General features: G+C 55.0%; 19 protein-coding genes. 15 read left to right on the top strand and 4 right to left on the bottom strand.

The features are described 5' to 3' along the window. The first annotated feature begins 159 nt into the window (after positions 1-159). Positions 160-2,112, top strand: coding sequence for a threonine--tRNA ligase (gene thrS, locus ACOSDR_RS02670; protein ID WP_420724429.1), 1,953 nt, complete (start codon positions 160-162; stop codon positions 2,110-2,112). A gap of 141 nt (positions 2,113-2,253) precedes the next feature. Next, positions 2,254-2,742 (top strand): translation initiation factor IF-3, encoded by a 489-nt coding sequence (gene infC, locus ACOSDR_RS02675; RefSeq protein WP_420724428.1) that lies wholly within the window; start codon positions 2,254-2,256, stop codon positions 2,740-2,742. A 28-nt stretch (positions 2,743-2,770) separates the two neighbouring features. On the opposite strand, the gene ACOSDR_RS02680 is transcribed toward infC, so the two are convergent. Both ACOSDR_RS02680 and ACOSDR_RS02685 read right to left on the bottom strand, forming a co-directional pair. Next, positions 2,771-4,150: an ATP-binding protein gene (locus ACOSDR_RS02680; RefSeq protein WP_420724427.1), complete on the bottom strand. Its 1,380-nt coding sequence runs from the start codon at positions 4,148-4,150 to the stop codon at positions 2,771-2,773. A 5-nt stretch (positions 4,151-4,155) separates the two neighbouring features. Beyond that, on the bottom strand, positions 4,156-4,812 hold the full coding sequence (locus tag ACOSDR_RS02685; RefSeq protein ID WP_420724426.1) for a response regulator: 657 nt from the start codon (positions 4,810-4,812) through the stop codon (positions 4,156-4,158). A gap of 147 nt (positions 4,813-4,959) precedes the next feature. Between ACOSDR_RS02685 and ACOSDR_RS02690 the strand changes: the two genes are divergently transcribed. From ACOSDR_RS02690 to ACOSDR_RS02740, 11 genes are all read left to right on the top strand, one after another. After that, positions 4,960-5,241, top strand: a complete 282-nt coding sequence (locus ACOSDR_RS02690) for a PepSY domain-containing protein (protein WP_420724425.1) — start codon at positions 4,960-4,962, stop codon at positions 5,239-5,241. Between the two features lie 3 nt (positions 5,242-5,244). Beyond that, positions 5,245-5,814, top strand: coding sequence for a cytochrome b/b6 domain-containing protein (locus ACOSDR_RS02695; protein ID WP_420724424.1), 570 nt, complete (start codon positions 5,245-5,247; stop codon positions 5,812-5,814). A gap of 39 nt (positions 5,815-5,853) precedes the next feature. Beyond that, complete coding sequence (locus ACOSDR_RS02700) at positions 5,854-7,776, top strand: LTA synthase family protein (RefSeq protein WP_420724422.1); 1,923 nt, start codon at positions 5,854-5,856, stop codon at positions 7,774-7,776. Between the two features lie 117 nt (positions 7,777-7,893). Beyond that, a complete protein-coding gene (locus tag ACOSDR_RS02705; RefSeq protein WP_420724421.1) occupies positions 7,894-8,679 on the top strand; it encodes an ABC transporter ATP-binding protein in 786 nt (261 codons plus the stop codon). Then, the gene (locus ACOSDR_RS02710) at positions 8,676-9,380 is read left to right on the top strand and encodes an ABC transporter ATP-binding protein (protein WP_420724420.1); all 705 of its coding nucleotides are present in this window, start codon (positions 8,676-8,678) and stop codon (positions 9,378-9,380) included. The genes ACOSDR_RS02705 and ACOSDR_RS02710 overlap by 4 nt, the downstream gene beginning before the upstream one ends. 5 nt (positions 9,381-9,385) lie before the next feature. After that, the gene (locus ACOSDR_RS02715; RefSeq protein WP_420724419.1) at positions 9,386-10,396 is read left to right on the top strand and encodes a branched-chain amino acid ABC transporter permease; all 1,011 of its coding nucleotides are present in this window, start codon (positions 9,386-9,388) and stop codon (positions 10,394-10,396) included. After that, entirely contained in the window at positions 10,393-11,766 is a 1,374-nt protein-coding gene (locus tag ACOSDR_RS02720) for a branched-chain amino acid ABC transporter permease (protein ID WP_420724418.1), read from the top strand. The genes ACOSDR_RS02715 and ACOSDR_RS02720 overlap by 4 nt, the downstream gene beginning before the upstream one ends. A gap of 92 nt (positions 11,767-11,858) precedes the next feature. After that, entirely contained in the window at positions 11,859-13,052 is a 1,194-nt protein-coding gene (locus ACOSDR_RS02725) for an ABC transporter substrate-binding protein (protein WP_420724417.1), read from the top strand. A gap of 153 nt (positions 13,053-13,205) precedes the next feature. Next, positions 13,206-14,021 (top strand): ferritin family protein, encoded by an 816-nt coding sequence (locus ACOSDR_RS02730; RefSeq protein WP_420724416.1) that lies wholly within the window; start codon positions 13,206-13,208, stop codon positions 14,019-14,021. 98 nt (positions 14,022-14,119) lie between these two features. After that, complete coding sequence (locus ACOSDR_RS02735) at positions 14,120-15,988, top strand: autotransporter assembly complex protein TamA (RefSeq protein WP_420724415.1); 1,869 nt, start codon at positions 14,120-14,122, stop codon at positions 15,986-15,988. Next, a complete protein-coding gene (locus tag ACOSDR_RS02740; protein ID WP_420730311.1) occupies positions 15,989-20,416 on the top strand; it encodes a translocation/assembly module TamB domain-containing protein in 4,428 nt (1,475 codons plus the stop codon). It abuts the gene before it with no gap. Between the two features lie 7 nt (positions 20,417-20,423). On the opposite strand, the gene ACOSDR_RS02745 is transcribed toward ACOSDR_RS02740, so the two are convergent. Both ACOSDR_RS02745 and ACOSDR_RS02750 read right to left on the bottom strand, forming a co-directional pair. Beyond that, positions 20,424-20,873, bottom strand: a complete 450-nt coding sequence (locus ACOSDR_RS02745; RefSeq protein ID WP_420730312.1) for a GNAT family N-acetyltransferase — start codon at positions 20,871-20,873, stop codon at positions 20,424-20,426. Next, positions 20,863-21,777, bottom strand: a complete 915-nt coding sequence (locus ACOSDR_RS02750; RefSeq protein WP_420730313.1) for an aminotransferase class IV — start codon at positions 21,775-21,777, stop codon at positions 20,863-20,865. The genes ACOSDR_RS02745 and ACOSDR_RS02750 overlap by 11 nt, the downstream gene beginning before the upstream one ends. A gap of 80 nt (positions 21,778-21,857) precedes the next feature. Here ACOSDR_RS02750 and ACOSDR_RS02755 point away from each other — a divergent pair, with 80 nt between their 5' ends. Then, positions 21,858-22,340: a hypothetical protein gene (locus ACOSDR_RS02755; RefSeq protein ID WP_420730314.1), complete on the top strand. Its 483-nt coding sequence runs from the start codon at positions 21,858-21,860 to the stop codon at positions 22,338-22,340. Between the two features lie 67 nt (positions 22,341-22,407). After that, positions 22,408-22,596 carry a hypothetical protein gene (locus ACOSDR_RS02760; protein ID WP_420724410.1) on the top strand — a complete coding sequence of 63 codons (189 nt, stop codon included), beginning with the start codon at positions 22,408-22,410 and terminating at the stop codon, positions 22,594-22,596. Positions 22,597-22,812 lie beyond the last annotated feature (216 nt).

Here is a 22,812-nt window from a genome sequence, read left to right on the forward strand (position 1 = left end):
AGTTTGAGCGATTGTCGACCCGCCGCCCGTTGTTGGGGCGAGGCGACAGTTGAAACCAATGCGTGACAGGTTGTGGGACCGGCTCCTTCGGGCGCCGATATACCCACGATCCGGAAGCGGTGCCCCGTTTAGTGGACGGGACCTGGAAGGAGAATTGATATGGTTGCTGTAACCCTCCCCGATGGCAGTGTGAAGTCTTATCCTGGCGCAATTACGGCGCTGGATGTGGCAACAGATATTGGACCTGGCCTAGCCAAGGCCGCCATGCTGGCCCGCGTAGATGGGGTGGAATGGGACCTGAACCGCCCCATTGAAAAAGATGCGAAGCTGGAACTGATCCGGCGTCAGGACCCAGAGGCCCTGGAACTGATCCGCCACGATGCCGCCCATGTGCTGGCAATGGCGGTGCAGGAGCTTTTCCCCGGCACGCAGATCACCTTTGGCCCGTCCACGGAAGATGGTTTTTATTACGATTTCCATCGTGAAGAGCCGTTCTCAACCGAAGACTTTGCGGCCATTGAAGCGCGCATGCAGGATATCGTGGATCGCGATATTCCCATCGTGCGCGAAGTCTGGACGCGCGAGCAGGTTGCCCAATTCTTTAAGGAAAAGGGTGAGAGCTTTAAGGCCGAATGGGTTTATGAACTGCCGGAACATGAGGAAATCAGCATGTACCGCCAGGGCGACTGGATCGATTTGTGCCGTGGCCCGCATCTGCCCTCCACGGGCCGCCTGGGCAAGGCCTTCAAGCTGTTGCGGCTTGCGGGTGCCTATTGGCGTGGCGATGCGAACAATCCCCAGCTTCAGCGCATCTATGGCACGGCCTGGCGCGATGAGAAGGAACTAAAAGCCCATCTGACGCGGATTGAGGAAGCGGAAAAGCGCGATCACCGCAAACTGGGCCGGGAACTGGACCTGTTCCATCTGCAGGAAGAAGCACGCGGCTCTATATTCTGGCATCCGAAGGGCTGGGCAGTATATCGCGCTTGTGAACGCTATATGCGCGCCCGGTTGGAAGCGGCCGACTATGTCGAAGTAAAGACGCCGCAATTGGTGGACCGTGTCCTGTGGGAAAAATCCGGTCACTGGGAGAAATTCCGCGAGCATATGTTCATCGCAGAGGTGGACGAGGTCGACCATGACAGCGATACGGGCCAGAACCGCCGGATGCTGGCGCTGAAGCCCATGAATTGCCCGGGCCATGTTCAGATTTTCAAACAGGGCATCAAATCCTATCGCGAGTTACCGCTGCGCATGGCGGAATTTGGGTCTTGCCACCGGTATGAGCCGTCGGGTGCCTTGCACGGCATCATGCGGGTGCGCGCCTTTACGCAGGACGATGCGCATATCTTCTGTACCGAAGATCAGATCGAATCGGAAACACGCGAATTCATTGATTTGCTGTCATCGATTTATCGCGATTTCGGGTTTGAAGAGTTCACGATCAAATTCTCGGATCGCCCTGAGGTTCGCGCCGGATCCGATGAAACCTGGGATAAGGCAGAGGCCGCCCTGAAATCCGCAACGGAGGCGGCAGGGGCGACCTATACGCTCAATCCAGGGGAGGGCGCGTTCTATGGCCCGAAGCTGGAATTCGTGCTGCGCGACGCCATCGGGCGCGACTGGCAATGTGGCACGCTGCAGGTTGACTTTGTTCTGCCTGAGCGTCTGGATGCCACCTATATGGCAGAAGACGGCAATCGCTATCGCCCCGTCATGCTGCATCGGGCGATTCTGGGGTCGTTTGAGCGGTTCATCGGGATATTGATTGAACAATATTCTGGCAAGTTTCCGATCTGGCTGGCCCCGGTGCAGGTCTCGGTCGCAACCATTACCAATGATGCCGATGACTATGCCCAGTCGGTGCTGGCAAAGCTGAAAGCCGCAGGATTGCGGGCGCAGGCCGATACGCGCAATGAGAAAATCAACCTGAAGATCCGTGAATTATCGATGCAGAAAATCCCAGCCGTGCTGGTGGTTGGCAAGCGGGAACAGGAAGAAGGAACGGTTGCCTTGCGGCGTCTTGGCGGAAAGGATCAGGAAATCCTTGCGCTTGACGAGGCAATCCATATCCTAGAGGAAGAAGCGCGGATGCCGACTGGTGCAGCTTGAAGGGCAGTATCGGTTAAGCATTCGTGGCTTGTTCAGCCTTAGGCTGAGATTTTTGTAACAACAGCGACCGATAGACAGGTCGAGGAGGCTCCAATACGCAGACCCCACTACGCCCCCCCCGGAACTAAGGAGGGCCCCCGCGTGAATGAGGAAATCACAGCGCGGGAAATACGCGCAATCGGCGCAGAAGGCGAACAGATCGGTGTTATCACACCGGAAGAAGGCATCCGCTTGGCTGCTGAGGCAGGTTTGGACTTGGTGGAAATTTCCCCAAATGCTGAACCGCCCGTCTGCAAATTTCTGGATTACGGAAAATTTAAATACGAGTCTCAGAAGCGAAAGAATGAGGCCCGTAAAAAGCAGAAGGTTATTGAGGTCAAGGAAATCAAGTTCCGCCCCAATATTGAGCAGCATGACTATGAAGTCAAAATGCGCTCCCTGAATAAGTTCATCGATGAGGGTGATAAGGTCAAAGTCACACTGCGTTTCCGCGGGCGTGAAATGGCGCACCAGAATCTGGGTCTGGATGTTCTGAACCGCGTTAAGGCGGAAATGGAAGAAAAGACCAAGGTGGAAATGCACCCCAATCTGGAAGGACGCCAGATGGTGATGGTGCTGGCACCACGTTAAGGCGCCGACCCGTCACAGGTTGTGCAGTCTAGGACTTTAGAGGCGGCCCACCCAATAGGGGGGCCGCCTCTTTGCTTTTCAGCGGATCAAGGGTCAGCACGGCTTCGACGCCAGATTTCTGGCCACCGGCCGGGGAAAAGAAAGCCAGGCGAAGGGCACTTCGATCCACCAGGGCCCGGACGATGGCAAGGCCCAGACCGGTCCCGGAAGCGCCGCTGTCGCCGCGCGCAAAGGGTCGCGCAAGATCGTTGAAACGGTCCGGCGGCACGATTGGGCCCTGATTGACGATGCGGACGGCCCCTGTTTCATCCAGCACGACGGTGACGGGTTCGTTTGGGTCACCATGTCGAAGGGCATTTTCGATAAGGTTGCGCAGAACGATGCCTAAAGTATCCGCATCCACAGGCCAGAAAGGCGTGTCTTTGGCTGATATCTTCAAAGACAGGCGGTGGTAACCCGATTGCGTGCCCGCCAAATCATCCAGTACCGCCTTTAGGATGACGGCAATATCACTAACTTCCCGTGTATTGGGGGCAGGGGCCTCAGCGCGGGCAAGCTGTAACAGTTTTTCTGAAATACTGCCCAGACGGTTCAATGCCGTTTCGATCTGGTGTGCCCGGATTTTGTTCGGGCCATCAGACAGTTCGGAAATCAAACGCTGGGTCTGGGCCAGGGCCCCTGCAATCGGGGTGCGCAGTTCATGGGCGCTGTTTGCGGTGAAGTTTTTCTCAGCTTCCAAGGTCCGTCGAACGCGATCCAGCAACCGGTCGACAGAGCTGGCGATCGGGGCCAGATCCGGGGGCAGGTCAGTCAGGCCCAATGGGCTGAGATTGGCACCATCCCGGCTGCCAATTAAACGCTGTAGCCGACCAATGGGCTTTAACATTTGCTGAACAATCCACCAGATCAGGATCGCGCTTAACGGCATGACGATCAACAGTGGCGGCAGCAGCCCCAGGGTTGCTTCAACCGCAGCCTTTCGCCGGTGTCCGGTCTTTTCCGCCACCTGAAGGAAGTATGTATTTTGAAATGCCGCTTCCGTATAAAAGCGGTAGCCCCCCACATTATCAAATCCGGGCGATAAGTCGGTCGGGAAGGGCGTTTCCGGTGCGTCATGGGATCTGAGCAGGATCGCCCCGGAAGATGTTCGCAATTGATAGATCAGATATTCTTCATGAGGGGCGATTGTGTCGGTCTTGACCTGCTGTGCATCATCGTCATCGCGTTCTTCCAAGCCTTCCAGCGCCAGAGGCAGCAGTTGCTGAGCGGTTTCCTGTAAGGCGCTGTCAAAAACCTCGTCCAATTCATGAGAGATTACATAGAAAGCGGATCCGGCGGCCAGTATCCAAATCGCGAACATGGCGCCGGTCAGGACGAAAACCAGTCTGGTCGGCAGGCCCAATCGCATGGCGCTTACCCCTTTATCCGATAGCCAAGGCCACGGATCGTTTGAATGATGTCATGGCCAAGTTTCTTGCGCAGGCGGCTGACATAGACTTCGACCGCATTGCTTTCAACTTCCGCACCAAAAGCATACAGCGCATCTTCCAGGCGTGCCTTGGATAAGGTGGCATTCGGGCTGTGCAAAAGACAACTCAGAACCGCCCATTCTTGTGCTGTCAGGTCAATCGGCCGGCCTTGTTTCAGTATTTGCTTTGTGGCGGTATCGACGGCCAGATCTCCAAATTCCATTAACGGATTCGGGTTGCCGGAATAGCGCCTGGAAACCGCAGAAATGCGCGCTGATAATTCTGACAGGTCAAAGGGCTTTACCAGGTAATCATCCGCGCCTGCATTCAGGCCGGACAATCGGTCAGATAGCTGATCGCGGGCGGTTAGAATGATAACCGGCACGGCACTGCCGCGCTGTCGCAATCTGGTTAAGAAGGTCAGGCCCAGACCATCTGGTAAGTGAAGGTCCAGCAGGATCAGATCGTATTGCGTCGTGCTTACCGCATCATCCGAATCGTCCAGTCGCTGAAACCAATCCACGGCATGACCGTCTGCGGCAATTTGATCCCGAACGGCGGCCCCCAGGATGTCATCGTCTTCAACCAGTAAGATACGCATTGGGTCCGGCCCTCTTTCCGACGCAAAAGATCATCCAATCACAGGAAGCTTACAATTGCCTGAACGAAGTTTTCGTTCGTTGTCAGGTTCCCTTCAGGAGTGGGGCCTAGGGTGGAACCATCAACAGACAGAGAAAAGGATAATCTGATGAAGAAAGTTTTGTTCGGGTCACTGCTTATCGTCGCGGCTGCAATGTCATCGCCTGTTCTGGCAGATGATGACCAGCATTCCTGTTCGGCGGACAGGGCCAGCTGGCAGTCCCAGGATGCGCTGAAGGAAAAGCTGATCGGTCAGGGTTGGGAGGTCCGTCAGATAAAGGATGAGGACGGGTGCTATGAAGTATACGGGATCACCGAAAAAGGAGAGCGCATGGAAGCGTATTTCGATCCGGCGACTTTGATGCCTGTCCACAGCAAGCGGGAGGATTAAGGCATGCAAGGGGATCAGTACGGCGCTGCAGCGGACACAGAGGTTAAAGTCTGGGACCCGTTTGTACGGATTTTTCATTGGAGCCTGGTACTCAGCTTTACTGTCGCCTTTATCAGCGCCGAAGAATGGGATGATCTGCATATCTGGGCTGGCTATATGGCGGCTGGATTGATCGTCTTTCGTTTGGTGTGGGGCCTGTTTGGGCCGCGTCACGCCCGCTTTATCAGCTTTGTCACAAGCCCTGGAAATGTTGTCGCCTATGCCAAACAGATTTTGACCGGGGATGCGCCGCGTTACCTGGGGCACAATCCCTTGGGGGGCGCGATGATCCTGGCATTGATCTTGTCTTTGGCGGTTGTCAGCGTGACGGGCTGGATGTTCACGCTGGACCGGTTCTGGGGCGTCGAATGGGTGGAAGCGGTGCATGCGACCTTCGCCAATATGATGGTTGGTCTGGTGGCTCTGCATGTCTGCGGTGTTTTGATCTCCAGCCTTTCCCACAAAGAAAATCTGGTGCGCGCCATGGTGACAGGACGCAAAAGGGCACCGTCGCCAAGCGATATCAATGCATAGAACACCATCGATACTGTTAAATCCAAGGATGGGTATAGAATGATTTTCTTCAAAGCCTTGCGCCAGTCCCGTTATGCGATCATCCCTGTAATCCTGATTGTCTATCTGGGACTATCCGGGGCGTTGCGCATTGGACTGATGGTTTTTGAGGGCAATTCCCAGTTACTGACGCTACCGGTAAGTATCGAAATTATGCTGATCGGATTGCTGTATGATCTGGCGGCGGTCAGTTGGATGCTGATTCCCTTTATGCTGAACTCTCTGGTCTGGCCAGCATCGGATCGTGGTCGCAGGGGGCATGCCTGGTCCACGTCCATCCTGCTGGCAGCAGGCCTGGGGGCGGTTTTGTTCGGGCTGGTCGCTGAAGTTTTGTTCTGGAACGAGTTTTCCGCCCGTTTCAATTTCATTGCCGTTGATTATCTGGTCTATACGCGTGAAGTCGTTGGCAATATTGAACAGTCTTATCCTTTGGGATGGATTTTCAGCGGATTGGCCGTGATTTCCGTGATTATGATCCTGATCCTTGTGCCGCCTGTCTGGCGTCTGGCAAGACGGGAAGCACCGCCCTGTAAGCGTCGGGGGCTGATCATCATTGGGTATGCCTGTTTACCTATTGCCTGCTTTTTTCTTGTGAATGAGGCGCCCCATCACGTGTTGGGCAGTCCCTTGGAACGGGAATTGGCATCCAATGGGCCCTATTCCCTGTTTCGGGCGTTTCGGAACAACGATCTGAATTACGATCAATTCTATGCCACGCTTTCGCAAGGCGATATCGGTGGCGTCCTGAAGGCGGAATTGGACGAGGCGAATCTGGGGGATACGTCTGAAGCGGGACCAAACGGATTTGCCCATAAGGTTGTTCCGGTCGGTACAGCGATTCGGAAAAATGTGGTTCTGGTATCGATTGAAAGTCTGGGGTCCGATTACGTCGAATCCTTTGGGGGGCGGGAAGGTCTTACCCCGAATCTGACGGCCCTGACACGCGACAGCCTGACCTTTCAAAATGTCTATGCGACCGGGTTGCGGACGGTGCGCGGATTGGAGGCGATAACCCTTTCAATCCCCCCGACCCCTGGGCGCGCCGTCCCGATCCGGGAGCGCAACAAAGGGATGATATCCCTAGGATCAGTCTTAAAGTCAAATGGTTACAATACGATGTATCTTTATGGTGGATATAGCTTTTTTGACAATATGAAGGATTTTTTCACCGGGGCCGGTTATGAGGTTCTGGACCGGACCGATATCGACAGTGATCATATCCACCATGAAACCATCTGGGGCGTATCAGATGAAGATTTGTTTGATTTCGCTCTGACCCGTTTCGATGACCGGGCTAAGACGGGCACTCCGTTCTTTGGGCATATCATGACCACCAGCAATCATCGTCCCTATACGTATCCAGAGGGTCGCATCGATATTCCATCCAAGACGGGTCGGGATGGTGCGGTAAAATATACCGATTGGGCGATTGGAGATTTTCTGGCAAAAGCCCGGACTCGTCCCTGGTTCAAGGATACCGTGTTTGTTTTACTGGCGGATCATACCAGCCATGGACGGGGGAGAACGGATCTGCCCCCGGAGAATTATCGTATTCCTGTGTGGATTTATGCCCCAGGCTTTGTCGCGCCCGGCCGGATTGATTGGATCGCATCGCAGATTGATGTCGCACCAACAGTGTTGGGCCTTTTGAATATTCCCTATGATTCCAGCTTCTTCGGGCAGGACATCCTGGTTAGTGGTCGATCCCATCAACGGGCCTTTATGGCAAATTATCTGACTGTTGGATATATGGAGGATGGATTGGTCGTATCATTGGGTCCAAACCAGCGCATTCGTGTGCAACGGTCTGACGATGGCACGCCCGTGGATGTAAATGAACCCATCGCGCATAATCTGATTCGGGAAGCGATCAGCTTTTATCAATCCGCCTCAGAGGAGATTGAGCGCATTACCCGACATTAATTCCGCGTTTATTCTGAAAACTTCGGATTGAAGACTCGTCCCGAAACGGTCACATTGTCGTCTATTGATTAGGGGCAATAGAGGCGGCAGCAAATCCGCCCGATACAGGTTGGCTATATGATTAGGACGGAGCACGTCGTTAAGCGATTTGGCGGGATTACCGCCGTCGATGATGTCAGCCTGTCGATTGAGAAGGGCAGCATTACCGGGTTGGTCGGGCCAAATGGCGCGGGGAAGACAACTTTTTTCAATCTGATCGCGGGACGGTTTCCCCCCTCATCGGGCAAAATCTTTCTGGATGGGGAGGACGTCACCGGGCTGGCGCCGCACGACCTTTTCGGGAAGGGCTTGTTGCGGACCTTCCAGATTGCCCATGAATTCACCCATCTGACCGTTCGGGAAAACCTGATGGCGGTGCCCCCGGATCAGGCCGGTGAGACCTTATGGAAAGCCTGGTTTCTTCCGGGCGAAGTGCGCCGCCAGGAAAAGGAAGTGTCCGCCCGCGCCGATGAGGTGATCGAGTTCCTGAACCTGACCCATATCGCGGATGAATTGGCGGGAAATCTGTCTGGTGGTCAAAAGAAGCTGCTGGAACTGGGCCGCACCATGATGGTCGATGCAAAAGTCGTCCTGCTGGATGAGGTTGGGGCCGGGGTCAATCGCACCTTATTGAACGAGATCGGGGATGCGATTGTGCGCTTGAACAAGGAGCGCGGCTATACTTTCTGTATGATTGAACACGACATGGATTTTATCGGTCGATTGTGTGACCCGGTGATCGTGATGGCAGAAGGCCGGTTATTGGCATCTGGCACCGTTGAAGAAATCAAATCGAATGAGACAGTGATTGAGGCCTATCTGGGCGCTGGACGGGACCGCGCGGCGGAAAGGGCCCAGGCATGAGCTATCTTATCGGTAAGGATATGCGCGGTGGTTATGGCGGGGCGGATATCCTGAACGGCTGTACCATCGGCGTGGAAAAGGGTCAGATTGCCGTTGTCGTTGGGCCCAACGGGGCTGGAAAATCCACGGCCATGAAGGCTCTTTTTGGTATGTTGAATCTGCGGGCTGGCAGTGTGACCCTGGATGGTCAGGATATCACATCCATGTCACCGCAAGACCGGGTGGCCTGTGATATGGCCTTTGTGCCCCAGACCAATAATGTCTTTGCGGGCATGACGGTGGAAGAAAACCTGGAAATGGGGGCCTATCTGCGCCGGGATGATTTTTCCGACACGATGGCGGAAGTGTTTGATCTGTTTCCCATCCTGAAGGAAAAGCGGCGACAATTTGCGGGAGAATTGTCGGGTGGCCAACGCCAACAGGTCGCGGTCGGGCGCGCCCTTATGACCCAGCCCAGTGTGCTGATGCTGGATGAACCCACGGCGGGGGTTTCGCCGATCGTGATGGACGAATTGTTTGATCGTGTCATCGCGATCAAGAAAACCGGTATTGCCGTCTTGATTGTGGAACAGAATGCGCGCCAGGCGCTGGAAATAGCGGATATCGGCTATGTTCTGGTATCGGGGGAGAACCGTTTCACCGATACGGGTGAGGCGTTGATGGCGGATCCTGAAGTCCGCAAATCCTTTCTGGGGGGATAGGGGCGATGGAAATCCTGAACATGCTCGCCCTGATGTCGAATTATGTATTCGTCCCGGCCCTGACCTATGGGTCGCAGCTGGCGCTGGGGGCTTTGGGGATCACGCTGGTCTTTGGTGTATTGCGATTTGCCAATTTCGCCCATGGCGACCTGATGGCGTTTGGGACAATGGGAGTCGTGTTGATCACCTATTGGCTGCAGGCGCACGGGATTGGCATTGATCCGCTGCCAACGGCCTTGTTGGCGCTGCCCTTTGGCATTGCTCTGGCGGTTGGGGCCAGTTTGCTGATTGACCGAACTGTCTATCGTTTCTATCGAAAGCGACGCGCTGCGCCGGTTATTCTGGTCGTGGCATCTGTCGGTGTGATGTATGTCCTGAACGGATTGACGCGCTTTGTCATCGGGGCAGAGGACCAGCGGTTCTTTGATGGCGCACGGTTTCTGATTTCAGCGGGCGATTTCAAGCGTCTGACCGGGCTGGAAGAGGGGATCACGATCAAATTGACCCAGGCCTTAACGGTCGTTGTTGCGGTTCTGATGGTGGCCGCCCTGTTCTGGTTCCTGCAAAAAACCCGCACAGGAAAAGCCATGCGGGCCTATTCCGATAATGAGGACCTGGCCCTGTTGTCCGGCATCAGCCCGGACCGGGTTGTCGCTGTGACATGGATCATTGCGGCTGTTCTGGCGACCGTTGCCGGGACGCTGTATGGTCTGGATAAAAGCTTTAAGCCTTTTGTGTATTTTCAGTTGATCCTGCCCATGTTCGCCGCAGCCATTGTGGGCGGTATCGGGCAGCCCATCGGGGCGATCATCGGTGCCTATGTGGTCGCATTTTCCGAGGTCATGCTGACATATGCCTATAAGCGGGCGCTGATGTATATCGGGCCGGAAGGATGGGGACCTGAGGGCCTTATGCAGATCCTGTCGACCGAATATAAATTTGCGATATCCTTCCTGATTCTGGTCTTTGTTCTCCTGGTGCGACCGACAGGGATATTTCGGGGGAAGGTGATATGAGCGCGATCCTGACAAGAACCCGTCTGGCGTATTTGGGTATTATCGTTTTACTGCTGTTGATCGGGATTTTTCAATCCTGGTCGGTGGCGCTGGTTATGATCAATCTGTGCCTGATTTCCGCTGTCATGGCATTGGGGGTGAACATCCAATGGGGATATGCGGGCCTGTTCAGTGCGGGAACCGTTGGCTTCGTCGCGCTGGGCGGCCTTGCTGGGGTTTTGATCTCTGAAGCGCCCGTACCGGAAGCCTGGGATGTCGGGGGAGCCGGGCTGGTCTATACCATCGCTGCTTTGGCGGCGTTGATTGCGGCAATATTTATCGTTATGGCGGTTATGAAGCCGGGACTGGCGCGGCGTATTGTTATGACACTTGTCATTCTGGGCGGATACTTCGCTGTCCGGTTTTTCTTTGATCCGGCGACAGAGGCGATTGAAGGGGTTAATCCGGCGGCACAGGGGTTTCTGGGGGGGCTGGGTCTTCCGATCCTTCTGTCCTGGCCGGTCGGGGGGCTGTTGGCGGCCCTGGTCGCCTGGGGTATTGGCAAGGTTGCGTTGGGATTGCGGTCCGACTATCTGGCCATTGCAACACTGGGCATTGCGGAAATCGTGATTGCGGTGATCAAGAATGAAGATTGGCTGGCACGCGGCGTTAAGAATGTCAGTGGCTTGGCCCGCCCCATGCCAAAGGAGATCGCATTACAGGAATCCCCGGAATTCATCGGCTGGATTGAATGGCTGCATTCAGGCGCGCTAAGCACGGTAACCGGTGATGAACGTATCCAAATGCTAAGGGATTTTGCGCAGCAGGATGCCGGGATATTCGTGAAGCTGATTTACATGCTGTTGTTTACCGTTGTGCTGTTGATCCTGTTCGCGCTGGCGCAGCGGGCGCTGAATTCACCCTGGGGCCGGATGATGCGCGCGATCCGGGATAATGAGGTTGCAGCCGAAGCCATGGGCAAGAATGTCACCAAACGACATTTACAGACCTTCATTCTGGGGTCCGCCGTGGTTGGGATTGCTGGTGCGATGCTGACCACCCTGGACGGGCAATTCACGCCGGGCACTTATAACCCGTTGCGCTTTACCTTTTTGGTCTGGGTGATGGTGATTGTTGGTGGATCTGGCAACAATCATGGTTCTGTGATCGGGGGCTTCCTGATCTGGTTTGCCTGGGTGCAGGCGGAACCGGCGGGCATATTGCTGATGGACGGGCTGACCTTTTTCATGGCCCCGGACAATCCGGTACGGTTGCATCTGTTGGATGCGGCGGCACAAATGCGCCCGCTGCTGATGGGGCTTGTGCTGTTGCTTGCGATGCGGTTCAGTCCTAAGGGAATATTGCCAGAGCCGATCCGAACAACGCGGTAACGGGTCTGGTCAGCGGGGGGTGTTCTGGCCCCTGGAACGAGATAATGGAACGCTGCCTCATTGGGGGGTAGTGCATTATGGGAGTGGTAGACATGAAAAAACTTTTGCTTGCGACCAGCGTCCTGGCACTGAGCGCGACCGGTCTTGCCGGCTCGGCCCAGGCCGAAGTGAAACTTGGGGTAATTTTGGGCTTCACCGGTCCGATTGAATCGATCACGCCAACCATGGCTGCAGCCGCAGAAATGGCGATGACCGAAGTCAACGACAGCGGCAAGCTGTTGGGTGGCGAAACAGTGACCTCTGTTCGCGCCGACTCCACCTGCATCGACTCTGCTGCGGCGACCGCGGCTGCCGAACGTCTGGTGACGTCAGACAACGTCGCTGCCATCGTTGGTGCCGATTGCTCTGGCGTGACAGGGGCGATTGCAAACAACGTCGCCGTGCCAAAGGGCGTTGTGATGATTTCCCCATCCGCAACATCGCCTGCCTTGTCGACCATTGAAGACAATGGTTATTTCTTCCGCACGGCCCCGTCTGATGCCCGTCAAGGTCAGGTTCTGGCTGATATGATGAAAGATCAGGGCATTACCGAAATCGCCGTTACCTACACCAACAATGACTATGGCAAGGGTCTGGCGGATTCGTTCCAGGCGGCATTTGAAGCAGCCGGTGGCAAAGTTTCCATCTCTGTCCCGCATGAAGACGGTAAGGGTGATTATTCTGCCGAAGTTGCCACATTGGCAGCAACGGGCTCTAAGGAACTGGCCGTGTTTGGCTATGTCGACCAGGGTGGTCGTGGCATTATCCAAAGTGCATTGGATACCGGTGCCTTTGATAAATTCGTATTGTGCGACGGCATGATCGGCGACAGCCTGCTGGATGCGTTCGGGGCATCCCTGAACGGCACCATCGGCACCTTGCCGGGGAATGATGGCGAAGGCGCGACGAAGTTCCTTGAACTGGCAAAAGCCCAAGGCGTTGATGGCAGCGGTGCATTCGCACCTGAAAGCTATGACGCTGCAGCCCTGCTGATGTTGGCAATGGAAGCCGCAGGGTCAACTGACCGCGCCGCGATCCAGGCCAAGGTGCTGGATGTTGCCAATGGTCCGGGGGAGCCAATTCTGCCGGGTGAATTGGGCAAGGCACTTGAAATCATCGCCAAGGGTGGGGATGTCGACTATGTCGGTGCCACCGGTGTTGAACTGATCGGTCCGGGTGAAGCAGCTGGTTCCTATAAAGAATTGCTGGTCGATGGTGGTAAGTTCACCACCGTTCAAATTCGCTAAGGCGCCAGTCAGTTTAAACGCCTGAATTTTGGAGAGCCCGATGTGCAAACCGCATATCGGGCTCTTTCATTTTTGGGGTAATCAGTTGTATTCTCACGAAAAGAACTCATATGATCCATTGGCTAGATATTGTAATAAAGGTGTTGGGGTTCCGTGACAGCTTGGTCGATAGAGTCAATTAACTGGTCCCGGTTTGATAAAAGCCTGGTGGATCCTGTGCTGGTCCGGCTCGTCAAGGCTGCGGCTTTGGTTGAGTATAATGGGGCCACCTATACAGATTACCTGTGCAATGTTTTTGCCGGGGATGCGGATTTTCAGGCCAAGGCAAAAGAGTGGGGCCAGGAAGAAGTCCAACATGGTCAGGCGCTGGCGGAATGGGCCAAGCTGGCCGATCCGGATTTTGATTTTCAGCATGCCTTTGAGCGATTTACGTCAGGCTATTCCGTCCCGGTGGATGTCGAGGCCTCTGTCCGTGGCAGTCGATCCGGGGAGTTGATTGCCCGGTGCATGGTCGAAACCGGCACGTCTTCATTCTATACCGCGATGAGCAAGGCCAGTAAGGAACCGGTTCTGGCGGAAATAGCCCACTTGATCGCGGCGGATGAATTCCGGCATTACAAATTGTTCTACGATACGCTGAAATCGTATTTGCAGAAGGAACAGATTGGACGTTTGGGTCGCGCCAAAGCGGCGGTCAGTCGCATTCGGGAATTGGCGGATGATGAACTGGCCTATGCCTATTATGCTTCGAACGTTCCTGAATCCGTTCCCTATGACCGCACCGCGTGCAGTAATGCCTATCTGGGGCGGATTTATCCGCATTATGATCCAGATATCATTCGTCGCAGCAATGCGATGATATTAAAGGCTGTGGGCCTGACGCCCCATGGACGGTTAAACTCTGTATTGACCGCTGGTGCCTATCGTTTCGTCAGCTATCGCGCACATCAGCTGGCTGAAGCCGCCTAAGGGCATATGTCTCTTTAAGGTGAAGGGGCTGGTTATCCCCCCTCGTTAGCGATAGGGATAGGCCGACATCGCTTTCGGGTCAGTGTTTTGAGGCTTATGTGACGCGGTTCTTATCGATTGGTCGCGCGACAAGCGTGGCGTTTGGCATTTTCATTGCGCTGGTTGGCGTCTCCACCAGCGTGCAGGATTCTTATGCCCAATCCTTCTCGCTGACCGACAAAGCCTATGAATTGTCCTTCAAGGGCCTTACCAAAGATCAGGACAATATTGAAGACGCGATGCGCGCCAGCAGTCTGCTGGTTCAATTGCAGGAAGAGAAGCCGCGCAGTCTGGCTGCTTTGCGTCGTCGGGCGGAGCGGGATATCGGCGTTTTTGAAAAAGTCCTTCGATCCTATGGTTTCTATGACGGTGTTGTCCGGTTTGAGGTGATCGAGGCCCAGGAAAGTGACGCAAAACCGGATGTTGTGTTCACCATAGAACCTGGAAACGTCTATCTGCTGGAAACAATAACAATTCAGGACGCCGGTGCTGGGAAGGCACAGGAAGCCGATGATGCGCTATTGACTGTAATGGGGCTGGAATTGGGGCAAAATGCGACTGCAGAGGCTATTATCGGGGCAGAAGACCGGCTGGTGCGCCATTACCGGACGACAGGATATCCAACAGCAGCGGCAGATAAGCGGCGCACAACGATCAATCGTGACTCCTACACCATGGCGGTACAATTCGGGATGCAGCCCGGCCCGAAGGCCACTTTTGGCGAGATGAAAATTGAGGGGCTGGTCGATGTCGAAGAGGAATTCGTTCGCCGAAGCATCACATGGCAGCCAGGCGCCCTGTATGACATTCGGGAACTGGAAGAAACACAGCGCAATCTTTCTCGAACAGGGCTGTTCAACACGATCACTCTAAATCCTCTACCGGTTTCCGATAGCGGTGATAATGGCGACCCGGTTCCCGTTGATATTCAATTGACAGCAGCGGAGCGTGACCATCGCTCTATCGGGTTTGGAACCAGCTATTCAACCAGTATCGGCCCTGGGATCAGCGCTTTTTGGGAACATCGCAATTTGTTTTCGAATGGGGAGCGTTTTCGGGTAACAGCATCCGCCTCTCCTGTAGAACGAGGCCTAGATAGCACCTTTCGCAAGCCTATGTATAAGCGCGTTGATCAGGCATTGGTCGCGGAAGCTGAGTTAAAAGACATCACCAGCGATGCTTATGATGAATTGCGATCTTCCAGCTTTGTTGGCTTGGAGCGTCGTTTATCCCCAACCTGGACGGCAACGGTCGGGCCGACACTGGATATCATTCAACAGACGGATGAGGGAGTATCCGTCAGCAACCAGAACAAGCATTTTACCCTGCTGGGCATGCGCGGCAATCTGCGGCGTGACAGCACGGATGATCCCTTGAACCCCAGCCAGGGTAACAGGATGGATTTGGGATTGTCCCCCTATACGGATTTGGGAAACAGTACGAATTTTGTCAGTTCCACGATTACGGCATCGCAATATCTGAAAATCGATAACAGCGGGGACTTCATTCTTGCCGGTCGCGTGCGATTGGGATCCATTTTTGGTGCGGAGCGGGAAAGCATTCCCGCAGGCAAGCGTTTGTATGCCGGTGGTGGTGGCTCCGTGCGGGGCTTTGGGTATCAGATGCTGGGTCCGGTGGATGCGGAACTGGATCCGATTGGTGGCCGATCGGTTGTTGAATTTGGCATTGAATTGCGTACCCGCCTGACCGAGACCATTGGTCTGGTTCCGTTTATCGAGGCCGGGAATGTTTATGAATCCATCATGCCCGACCTGTCAGCCAATGATATCCGGTGGAGCGGGGGGCTGGGCCTTAGATATTTCACAGCAATTGGCCCAGTTCGCCTTGATATCGCCACACCGTTCCGCAAACGTGCAAATGTGGACGATTCCTATCAGCTTTATGTGAGTTTAGGACAAGCCTTCTGAATGCAGACCAATACGCGTGAGCCAGAGTCCGAAGGCCTTCGACCGAAACGACGTCTCCTCAAGTCAGTATTGGGCGTGTTTGCGGGCACTTTGTTGTGTCTGGGCGCGGCGGGTGCCTGGCTTACGGCAACAGAGTCTGGTCTTAAGACGCTGATCAACTGGGGGCAGGCGCCGCTTGAAGCAGCATTGGGCGGATCGGTGCAGATCTCGGGTGTTTCGGGTTCTTTATGGGATGAACTGACGGTTCAGTCCTTTGATCTTTCTATGCCGGATTCGGGGCTTGCTGTATCTGCTAAGGCATTTCGCCTGCACTGGCGCCCGACTAAACTTGTCGGCGGGATTGTTCGGATTGATGAACTGGGGGCATCTGATGTCACTGTTACGCTATCGCCCACAACATCGGCGCCGCCTGTCGAAGAAGAGACTGGCCCCTTTGCGGTACCCAGGCTGCCCATTCAACTGGACATCAGAAAAATAGATTTTCCGGTCGTTAGCGTATCCCTGGATGACAAGACAACCTATCAGGCCAGCGTGCAAAGCGCCCTGGAAAGTCAGCAGGATGGGACGCTGCATGCGGATTTGAGGGTCGCAGCCCAGAAAGATGGCGTGCCTGCAGATAATCTGACCGGAACCGCACAGATTGGAACCGGATCAGAGGCGCCTTTCACGATTTCCCTAACCGGGAAATTGCCACCGGATGGACTGGTATGGAGCCTGACGGGACTGGAGCCCGCCATGCGGCGCCAAATGGACATCGGTCTGGATGTTTCCGGCACAGTTGGCGATATGTCCGGGTCTGTCTCGATCATGACCCGGGATATGGCGACGTTGGATGCGAAAATTACGGGCGATCTGGCCTCTGACAGCAAACGGGTCAGCCTTCAGGGCGTTGTTGATTTGATGTCGGGTGATGCGCTGGGCCTGCCTGCAACACTGAACGGCCCCAAGGATTTAAGTATCGCCCTGCAATGGGATCCAGATCAGACACTGGCAGTGACGCATTTTCAGGTCAGCCAGAAAGACCTGTTGGATGCACAAGGAAGCGGTTCGCTTTCCCTGCAGACTGATGCAATTGATGCCTCCCTTGGGGTGTCCCTGTCGTCGCAAGCGGCATCAATTCTGGATCCTGATCTGTCCTATCAATCCGCAACGGTGTCGGCGCAGGTGTCCGGGACACTGTCTGAGCCGTCCCTGACAGGGCAGGTGACTGTTGGCGGGCTTTCCGGCTATGACATGACTTTTGGGGAGCTTGTCGCAAATCTGGCGGTGCGTGGGGACGACGATGGTTCCCTGGATTATGAAACGGATATTAAAGGCACGGGGGTTTCGTGGCCCAATCCGGATATTCAGGCACTGGCAGGGTCGGAACTCACGCTGCGGTCATCCGGCAGCATCGCCCAGGATTTTCAGACTATAGGGCCATTTGAACTGACCATTGATCCCCTCGATGTGGAAGCATCGGGTACACTGACCCTGGCATCTGATGGGGCGGTAGACGGGGAGCATTTGCGCATCCGCCTGGGGGACCTTGCGAAGTTATCAGGCCTTGCCGGGATTGACTTGAAAGGCGCGGCGGAGGTTGATCTGGCCGGCTTAGCTGTGGCCTCTGATGGTGGAGTTTCGACACAGATTAACATAGCACTGCAGGATCTATTCGTCCTGGATCCAGAAACAACGAGTCGCATCGGTCCAACGGCAACACTGGCTGCATCTGTCCGCCGCGCATCCGATGGTGCGATGACCATCGCTCTGGACTCCCTGCGGGCGCGACCGGGTCTTGTTTCGGGCAATATCGCCCTGTCTTCGGATATGGAAACGGTTCAGGGAACACTGAAAGGAGAGGTATCCACACAGGCGATCCCGCCCGTTCCAGATCTTATTTTTCAATCGGACACTTTGCCTTTTACGCTGGCTGTGAACGGTTCCGTCGCTGCGCCACAGGCAACCCTGAGAACCGAGCCTATTGATCTGCGGTATTTGGCCTACAGCATCGTGAAGTCACAAATATCAGCGGACCTCACCTGGCGGGAGACGGTGCCTGTTGTCGATGTTGACACCAGGGCAGTGGTAAATGGAGAGCCTGTTACGGCAAGCCTGCAATTGGAGGCGGAGGAGTCACAATTCATTCTGAATGATGTCGCAATTAATGGGCTGGACGCCACGGTGACCGGCGATATCACTCTGCCTGATTATGCGATGCCCGCAACCGGTGGGCTGACTGTCACAGCCAAATCCATTCGACAGGCGGCTGGTTTTGCGAGCCTTTCCGGGCTGGAGGGCGCATTGTCTGCCACGCTGACTCTTTCTGCCGGGAAAGATAATCCGACGGCTCAAGCGGCACGGGTCAAGGCATCTTTGGATCGATTTGGGGGGGACGATGACAGCATCGCTGCTGGTATTACCGCCCGCTCCCTTACTCTGGACGGTAGCATCGACGACCTGGTGGAGTTGTCCGGCCTTCGTGCCACGGTAACAGGACAGCGGATTATGGCTGCAACAGTCACCCTGGATCAGGTGGATGCGACATTCTCAGGTGGGGTTGAGGCCGGAGAGGTGACCCTGTCCCTAGTGGGTAAAGACACATCTGACCCCAATCAGGCAAAACCGATTTCTGTGAAAGCCCAAGCCGCGTTCTCCACACAGGGTGAAACGACGCAGATTACACTGGCCAGCCTGTCCGGGGGATATGGGGGTATTCCCGTCAGTCTGGTGAAACCCGGTCGGATTTTATTGGATCCGGCTGGATTGAAGGAGGTTGGCGCCTCCCTGGCCCTGGCGGACGGTCAAGCGGATATCGCATATACGCGCAGCGCCGCCGATGCCGCCACGGCGACGGTGCAGATATCCAAATTGCCGATCAGCCCGTTCCTGGCCTTGCAAGGCATGTCTGATGTATCGGGAACCCTGGACGCGACCCTTAAGGCGGAAGAAGTTTCAGGGCAGGTATCGGGCAGCGGGTCGATTGATCTGTCTGATATCAAGCTTGCTGATCTGGAACAGGCACAGGGAATGGCCACACAGATCACTTTGGATCTGAAGGCCGGTCGTCTTTCCGCCAAACTGACCGGGCAAGGCGCCGGACTGGAAAAGGCGGATATGTCGGGGGAGATTCCACTGACCGTTTCTTTGGCACAACCGGGTTTCCGTATGCAGACGGACGCGCCGATATCTGTTGAGGCAGACCTTCTGGCGGATATGGGCAAGGTCTGGGCGTTGCTGCCCCTGCCGGAGCATGTCGTAACAGGGGATGTTGGCGTGAATGCCCAGATCGCGGGAACCATGGATAGCCCCCGCATAACGGGAACGGCCAGTCTTGCGGATATCGCCTATGAAAATATCGAATTCGGCACCATCGTACGGCATGTAACAGGCAAGGTTCGCTTCGAGGATCGCCGGATTGTTGTAGAGTCTTTGACGGGGGAAGATCCTGCCGGCTCAAAATTTGCTGTGGCGGGGCAGGGGGAACTGGCAGCGGATGCTGCGCAACTGTCCGCAACGGTTAAGGCACAGAATTTTCAGGTCATCCAGAATGATTCGATGAAAGTATGGTCAGATATTGATCTGGCAATAAAACTGGCAGATTCAGACTCCTTGATTTCAGGCACGGTAACGGTTCGCAAGGGAGAGATTAATCTAGCCGCCGCCTTGCCGCCCAGTATACCCACCCTGGATGTGCAGGAAGATGGGCGCGTCACATCAACCGACAAAGATGGCACTGCGGGACCGGCGATTGGCCTGGATATTCAAATCAATCTGCCAGGTCAGGTTTTTGTGCGCGGCCGTGGTCTGGATTCTGAATGGCAGGGAAATCTGAAAGTTGAGGGCACAACGGCAGCTCCAAGAATCTCCGGCTTGCTGAGCGCAAAGCGCGGTAAGTTTGACGTAATTGGCAAGAGTTTCACTCTTGAGGATTCCACCATTCGTTTTCTGGCCGGGGATCGCATTGATCCTGTTTTAGGAATCCGCGGTGTCTATCAGGCTGAAGACCTGACCGTAATCGCACGCCTGGCCGGCCCAGCCAGCAAGCCAGATGTCATCCTGGAATCCCAGCCATCCCTACCAGAAGATGAGATTCTAAGCCGTGTCCTGTTTGGCAAAACCAAGGGACGTCTGAATGCTGCGGAGGCCGTACAACTGGCCGCGTCCGTATCTGAGCTTTCGGGAGGCGGGTCCGGTCTGGATATTCTGGGCAGCCTGCGTCGGTTCGCCGGGGTTGATGTGCTGGAAGTGGGGGCCGGAGAGAGCGGTGCGCAGGTGAAGGCCGGGAAGTATATCGCCGATGGTGTCTATGTCGGCGCCAAGCAGGGGTCAGCCCCTGGCTCCAGCAGTGTGGAGGTTGAGGTCGAAGTGACCCCCAATATCTCCGTGAATACCGAAAGCGGCCAAACCGACAGCAGCGTTGGCGTTCAATTTAAATGGGATTACTGACCCGCTGTTACAGCACCATGCGATAGCGTACATGGCCGTCTTCGCCGCCCGTCAGTTTATCATACAGCGCGCGGGCGGTTGTGTTGCCCACATTGGTGTTCCAGTACAGACGCTCGCATCCGGCTGATTTCGCAGCCTCTTTTACAGCCATGATCAAGGCACGCCCGACACCTTTCCCCCGTGCAGTGTCCAGAACAAACAAGTCTTCCAGATAGCAATCCCCGACATCAATCCAGGTGCTGGGATGCCTCAGATACGTCACAATGCCAAGCGCCGTGCCATCGGCCTGGCGGGCGATAAAACTGTTAATCGTATGATCGGGATCCAGGATACGCCGCCACGTCAATGCGGTCTGAGAATCCGAAACGGGCGCTTTATAGAAGGCACAATAGCCTGCCCATAGGGCATTCCAGTCTGTCCAATCGGACTGTTGAACCGGGGATACTTCAATCGTCATAAGTCACCTCCAGGCGCAGGTCCGGGCGGGCATGCCAGTCCCAGAACAGGTTTTTGATCTTTAACGTCACGGGGCCAGGCGCGTCATTGCCATAAATCCGGTCGTCCAGCCGACGGATAGGCATAATTCCCCCGGCCGTTGTGCAGGCAAAAGCTTCGTCGGCTTGCTTGAATTCTTCGATGGAGATGGGCCTGATTTCACTGGGAAGATTCAGGGTCTGGCACAATTCCAAGACCGTCCTGCGGGTTATTCCCTCCAACGCGCCGCGATTGGGCGTAACGACGGTGTCATTGATTATCGCAAAGACATTGAAGCCAGGCCCTTCGCAGATATAGCCATCCGCATCGGCCAGCAGGGCATTGTCCGCACCCGCATCTTCAGCCTCAAACAGGCCATAGGTCATGTCGCCCCAGTGATAATTCTTCACCGTCGGGTCAACGGATTCCGGCGGAATGCGAATGGATTTAGGGATGATTAGATGGGCGCCGCGCTGAATAACAGGTTCCGGGAAAACCCAGACCCACGGCCTGGCATAGGCAATAAATTTGTTTTCGCATGCGCTGGGCAGACGGGTCGGGCGCACGGGCGTTCCGCGCAGGCAGACCATCGCAACATAGGACGTCCGCAGTCCGGATCGCCGAACACAATCAATCAGGATCTGGCGCATGTCATCGCGTGATTGTGGCACGGACATACGCAAAGCTTTCATGGAGGCGGCAAAGCGGTCCAGGTGATCTTCCAACCGAAAGAACGCCCCATCCCAGACGGAAACCACATCATAGGTGGCATCCGACCGGACCAGCCCCCAATCCCCTACACCGATTTTTGCCTCGCTGAGGGGAATAAAATCCCCCTCCATCCAGGCAATGCCGTCCGCAGGATTAAGAATCTGTTTCTCGGTCATATTGATATCTTATGGTTGAATAATTGTGAGGGTGACGTCATTCTTTTCGTCGTGAAATGGGGCATTTGGGGAACTGTCGCGTGCTGAAGTACCTGCATTTTACAGATCTAACAGGGACGGTAAACCTTGTGGAGGAGGTTGCAAACGCCTTATCTCCGATTGATCCGCCTCATATCGACGGTGTCGATGCCGCTGCACTTTTTGATGCGTTGAAAAAATTGGCAGAGATTTCCCTCAATCGGCGCTACGAATGGAAGAGCTCATCCGTTCGGTTTGCAGATTTGACCGGAAAGCTGCATCGGGCGGAGTTGTATAGGGCTTCCGTTGGCGATGTCGAAGCGTATTTTACCTGTTTGGAAGATGCCAGTGACCAAGACACGGTAAAGATGGTTCTGCTGTCATTTGGCCCGGTTGAGCTAGATCCCTCTCGCGCTGCTGGCAATGAGGCACAAGCGCTGGTGAGCTATCAGGTTTTTTGGGGACTTAGCGCTGCATCACGGGTCATAGCACTGGATCGGTTACGGCGATATCTTAACCGGTCAGGATGGGTGCTTGTTTTTTAACCAACCATTGGTTTGGAATTTTTCGCGGAATTATTATATAGTGTGTGAATGAGAAGGAGTAACAGTCGTGCTGTCGTTTGAAAAATCTTTGAAAGTCATCGATAAAATTGATGATGACGCCGTTGCGGCTCGAAAGAATGATCCGCTGCCTATCGTGCGCGTTGACCTCAGTGATTGTCTAGACTCCAGCGATGTTGACGCTCGTTTGAAGGACCGCCTGGGTGTATCCGCAGCGCAACGTCTTATTGCGGGATAATACGTCACAGTGGATTATTCTTCGGATGATCTAGCGATATTCTCTTCGGCTCTGAGCATAATCGGGTCAATTCTGTTGGCCGTTCCCTTTGTCACAGACCTATTGGGCAAATTAGATCGGTCACGGAAAATCAAAGACGCTCAATCGGAACCTGACGCCATCCGGCGCGCGTTGAGAGATAACCTGACAGAGCAGGTTTTAACCTCAGGAAAATGG

The sequence above is a fragment of the Hwanghaeella sp. 1Z406 genome (genome assembly GCF_048892425.1).
Classification (GTDB): domain Bacteria; phylum Pseudomonadota; class Alphaproteobacteria; order UBA8366; family Aestuariispiraceae; genus Pacificispira.

Excerpts from the sequence above, each read along its gene's own strand:
- thrS (WP_420724429.1), top strand. The coding sequence starts at position 160 with ATGGTTGCTGTAACCCTCCCCGATGGCAGTGTGAAGTCTTATCCTGGC.
- ACOSDR_RS02680 (WP_420724427.1), bottom strand. The coding sequence starts at position 4,150 with ATGCGATTGGGCCTGCCGACCAGACTGGTTTTCGTCCTGACCGGCGCC.
- ACOSDR_RS02685 (WP_420724426.1), bottom strand. The coding sequence starts at position 4,812 with ATGCGTATCTTACTGGTTGAAGACGATGACATCCTGGGGGCCGCCGTT.
- ACOSDR_RS02690 (WP_420724425.1), top strand. The coding sequence starts at position 4,960 with ATGAAGAAAGTTTTGTTCGGGTCACTGCTTATCGTCGCGGCTGCAATG.
- ACOSDR_RS02695 (WP_420724424.1), top strand. The coding sequence starts at position 5,245 with ATGCAAGGGGATCAGTACGGCGCTGCAGCGGACACAGAGGTTAAAGTC.
- ACOSDR_RS02700 (WP_420724422.1), top strand. The coding sequence starts at position 5,854 with ATGATTTTCTTCAAAGCCTTGCGCCAGTCCCGTTATGCGATCATCCCT.
- ACOSDR_RS02705 (WP_420724421.1), top strand. The coding sequence starts at position 7,894 with ATGATTAGGACGGAGCACGTCGTTAAGCGATTTGGCGGGATTACCGCC.
- ACOSDR_RS02710 (WP_420724420.1), top strand. The coding sequence starts at position 8,676 with ATGAGCTATCTTATCGGTAAGGATATGCGCGGTGGTTATGGCGGGGCG.
- ACOSDR_RS02715 (WP_420724419.1), top strand. The coding sequence starts at position 9,386 with ATGGAAATCCTGAACATGCTCGCCCTGATGTCGAATTATGTATTCGTC.
- ACOSDR_RS02720 (WP_420724418.1), top strand. The coding sequence starts at position 10,393 with ATGAGCGCGATCCTGACAAGAACCCGTCTGGCGTATTTGGGTATTATC.
- ACOSDR_RS02725 (WP_420724417.1), top strand. The coding sequence starts at position 11,859 with ATGAAAAAACTTTTGCTTGCGACCAGCGTCCTGGCACTGAGCGCGACC.
- ACOSDR_RS02740 (WP_420730311.1), top strand. The coding sequence starts at position 15,989 with ATGCAGACCAATACGCGTGAGCCAGAGTCCGAAGGCCTTCGACCGAAA.
- ACOSDR_RS02745 (WP_420730312.1), bottom strand. The coding sequence starts at position 20,873 with ATGACGATTGAAGTATCCCCGGTTCAACAGTCCGATTGGACAGACTGG.
- ACOSDR_RS02750 (WP_420730313.1), bottom strand. The coding sequence starts at position 21,777 with ATGACCGAGAAACAGATTCTTAATCCTGCGGACGGCATTGCCTGGATG.